Genomic DNA, 3,438 nt, shown 5'->3' with positions numbered 1-3,438 from the left:
GTTGAGAAGTTGATGTGAATTTGTAGGGGGTGATTTGGTATCGTTAATATGAGCAGGTGGTGATCATTGGAGTAGAATATCATTTTTTTTTTATTCAGAACGCGGGCACCGACCGTAGTCTACGCGCTTGCGACGCTCTTGCGCAACACGGCGCTCGTCCGATCTTCGCGGCGGCCCGACGTGCGGGCGCATCTCGGCGGCGGCATCGCGCGCTTCGACTGGCGCGGCGACAACGGTGCGCTGATGCCGGTGTTCCGCCGCTGCGAGCACCCGGAGACGGCGACGGACCCGAACGAACTCGCGTGCTATCCGCTGCTGCCTTACTCGAACCGGATCGGCGACGGGCGGTTCGAATGCGACGGGCGCAACGTCGCGGTGCCGCGTAACCGTCGCGACGAGCCGCTGCCGATCCACGGCGACGGCTGGCTCGCGCCGTGGCAGGTGGACGATGCGACCGGCACGTCGCTGCAACTGTCGCTCGACCGCACCGCCGGCGCGCCGTATGCGTTCCGCGCGATCCAGTCGTTCGAGCTCGACGACGCGACGCTGTCGATCGCGCTGACGATCGAGAACGCGGGGCGTGCGCGGCTGCCGTTCGGGCTCGGTGTGCATCCGTTCCTCGTGCGCGATACCGCGACCGAACTGGCCGCGGCCGCCGGCGGGCTGTGGCTGTCGGGCGCGGATTTCCTGCCGGTGCGGCACGTGAGCGTGCCGCCGGCCTGGCAGTTCGGCGTCGCATATCCGCTGCCGGCCGCGCTGGTCAATCATGCGTTCACCGGCTGGGGCGGCCACGCGACGGTGAGCTGGCCGCGCCGCGGGCTGTCGCTGACGGTGGCGGCCGATGCCGACGCGTACGTGCTCTATACGCCGCCCGGCGAGGATTTCTTCTGCTTCGAGCCGGTCGATCATCCGATCAATGCGGTGAACCTGCCGGGCGGCGCGACCGCGCACGGGATGACGCTGCTGGCGCCCGGCGAGCGGCTCACGCGGCGTTTCGCGTTCACCGTCGAGCGCGCCGATGCACGCAGCAATGCCGCGACACGCGAGGCGCGCCGGCGACGCGGGTAAAATACGCGGTCTACCAACGGTTTGCCGCGAGTACCCGCCATGTCTTCCCCGCTTACTTTCATCGAATCGCTGCGCGCCGCGTGGCAGCGCACCAATTCGCTGCTGTGCGTCGGCCTCGATCCCGAGCCGTCGCGTTTCCCCGTGCAGTTCGACGGCCAGCCCGACGCGATCTTCGAATTCTGCCGGCAGATCGTCGACGCGACCGCGCAATACGCGAGCGCGTTCAAGCCGCAGATCGCCTACTTCGCCGCGCATCGCGCGGAAGACCAGCTCGAGCGGCTGATCGCGCACATCCACCTCCAGCATCCGGGCCTGCCGGTGATCCTCGACGCGAAGCGCGGCGACATCGGCAGCACGGCCGAGCAGTACGCGCGCGAAGCGTTCGAGCGCTATCGAGCGGACGCCGTCACGGTGAACCCGTACATGGGTTACGACTCGGTCGAGCCGTACTTCGAGCACGAAGGCAAGGGCGTGATCGTGCTGTGCCGCACGTCGAACCCGGGCGGCTCCGACCTGCAGTTCCTCGACACGAACGGCCGCCCGCTGTACCAGGTCGTCGCCGACCTCGCGGCGAACAAGTGGAACGCGAAGAACGGCCAGCTCGGCCTCGTGGTCGGTGCGACCTTCCCGAAGGAAATCGAGATCGTGCGCGGGATCGTCGGCGACATGCCGCTCCTGATTCCCGGCATCGGCGCGCAGGGTGGCGACGTGCAGGCGACCGTCAACGCGGGCCGCACGGCTGACGGCACCGGCATGATGATCAACTCGTCACGCGCGATCCTGTACGCGAGCAAGGGCGAGGATTTCGCCGAAGCCGCGGCGCTCGCCGCGCAGAAGACCCGCGACACGATCAACGCGCATCGTTGATCGGTTGTACTGTCTGCCCGCCCGGGCAGACGGTTCCGGCGGGCTCCCTCGCGCGAGCTCGCCGCTTCCCTCGAATTTTCCCGCTCCTCCGCCCGCCCGGCCCGCCCGGCCCGCACTGGCGCACGCGGACAACTTCCCGTCGCTTCCGCACCGCATGCCCGCAATTTAGTCGCGCGATGCTCCCGCTTGTCATCGATCCGTAACGAAAATGTCAAGAAAGGGAGTGACGCCATGCCTAAGCTGTCCCGCCGTCTTCTGAGCGCATTTGCCGCATCGCTGTGCATGACGTTCGCCCATGCGGCGGATCTCTCGCACTGGCCGGCCGACAGCGCGAAGGCGCTGAATGCGATGATCGCCGCGCACGCGCACCGCGGCGATTACGCGGTGTTCGACGCCGACAACACGACCTACCGCTACGACCTCGAGGAGTCGCTGCTGCCGTATCTCGAGAACCGCGGCGTGCTGACGCGCGACACGCTCGACCCATCGCTGAAGCTGATCCCGTTCAAGGATTCAGCCGACTACAAGGAATCGCTGACGAGCTATTACTACCGGCTCTGCGAGATCGACGACCTGGTCTGTTACCCGTGGATCGCGCAGGCGTTCGCCGGCCAGTCGCTGGCCGACCTGAAGCGCCACGTCGACGCGATGCTCGCCGACGGCAAGCCGATCCCGATCCGCTACTGGCAGGGCGACAAGGTGGTCGACGGCACGGTGAACCCGCCGCATTTCTTCCGCGGGATGCAGGAGCTGTACAACGCGCTGCGCGAGAACGGGATCGAGGTCTACGTGATGACGGCTGCGCACGAGGAGCTCGCGCGGCTCGTGCTGTCCGACCCGAAGTACGGCTACAACGTGAAGCCGCAGGACGTGATCGGCGTGACGACGCTGCTGCGCAACCCGGCGACGGGCGCGCTGACCACATCGCGGCTGCAGATCAAGGCGGGCAAGTACGACGAGGCCGCAAACCGCAGCCTGGTGATCACGCCGTTCCTGATGAACCCGATGACGTGGTACGAAGGCAAGCTCGGCTCGATCGTTGGCTGGATCGACCAGTGGAAGAAGCCGGTGCTCGTCGCGGGCGACACGCCGACGTCCGACGGCTACATGCTGCTGAACGCGACCGACATCGCGCGCGGCGGCGTGCGGGTGTGGGTGAACAAGAAGGACAAGCAGATGGCGCAGATCCGCGCGTGGTCGGACGAATCGGCCGCGCAGCAGAAATCGCTCGGCCTGCCGGTGACGGCAGACAAGAACTGGATCGTCGTGAAGCCCGACGCGATCCAGTAAGCGGGCAGGCGGGGGAGCCGGCGGGCGCCCCCGGTCCGATCAGCTCTCGCGCTCGTCGAGCAGCTTCAGCAGCCCGCGCAGCGCATGCGCGGCCGCCTGCGTGCGGATCTGGTCGCGGTCGCCCTTGAACACGAGCGTCTCGACGTCGGTATGCAGCCGGTTGCTCCAGCCGAACGACACGGTGCCGACCGGCTTCTTCTCGCTGCCGCCGGG

At 67.3% G+C, this 3,438-nt stretch carries 4 protein-coding genes; 3 read left to right on the top strand and 1 reads right to left on the bottom strand.

What is annotated here, in order from left to right:
• Positions 1-138: 138 nt before the first annotated feature.
• The 3 genes from G3N93_RS36555 (at position 139) to G3N93_RS36545 (ending at position 3,225) form a co-directional block, all read left to right on the top strand.
• A complete protein-coding gene (locus tag G3N93_RS36555) occupies positions 139-1,068 on the top strand; it encodes an aldose 1-epimerase (protein ID WP_374196543.1) in 930 nt (309 codons plus the stop codon).
• A gap of 39 nt (positions 1,069-1,107) precedes the next feature.
• The gene (gene pyrF, locus G3N93_RS36550; RefSeq protein ID WP_011350899.1) at positions 1,108-1,935 is read left to right on the top strand and encodes an orotidine-5'-phosphate decarboxylase; all 828 of its coding nucleotides are present in this window, start codon (positions 1,108-1,110) and stop codon (positions 1,933-1,935) included.
• A 231-nt stretch (positions 1,936-2,166) separates the two neighbouring features.
• The gene (locus G3N93_RS36545; protein ID WP_206135195.1) at positions 2,167-3,225 is read left to right on the top strand and encodes a haloacid dehalogenase-like hydrolase; all 1,059 of its coding nucleotides are present in this window, start codon (positions 2,167-2,169) and stop codon (positions 3,223-3,225) included.
• A 39-nt stretch (positions 3,226-3,264) separates the two neighbouring features.
• Here the strand turns inward: G3N93_RS36545 and G3N93_RS36540 are convergent.
• Positions 3,265-3,438 (bottom strand): CinA family protein (locus G3N93_RS36540; RefSeq protein ID WP_206135197.1); only part of this gene is annotated, 174 nt, incomplete at its 5' end.

It is taken from the genome of Burkholderia sp. Se-20378 (assembly GCF_017104665.1).
Classification (GTDB): Bacteria; Pseudomonadota; Gammaproteobacteria; order Burkholderiales; family Burkholderiaceae; genus Burkholderia; species Burkholderia lata.
This window is presented reverse-complemented; position numbering and strand designations above follow the sequence as displayed.

Bases quoted from the DNA above. Each gene is read 5' to 3' on its own strand.
- G3N93_RS36545 (WP_206135195.1), top strand. From the start codon at position 2,167: ATGCCTAAGCTGTCCCGCCGTCTTCTGAGCGCATTTGCCGCATCGCTG.
- pyrF (WP_011350899.1), top strand. From the start codon at position 1,108: ATGTCTTCCCCGCTTACTTTCATCGAATCGCTGCGCGCCGCGTGGCAG.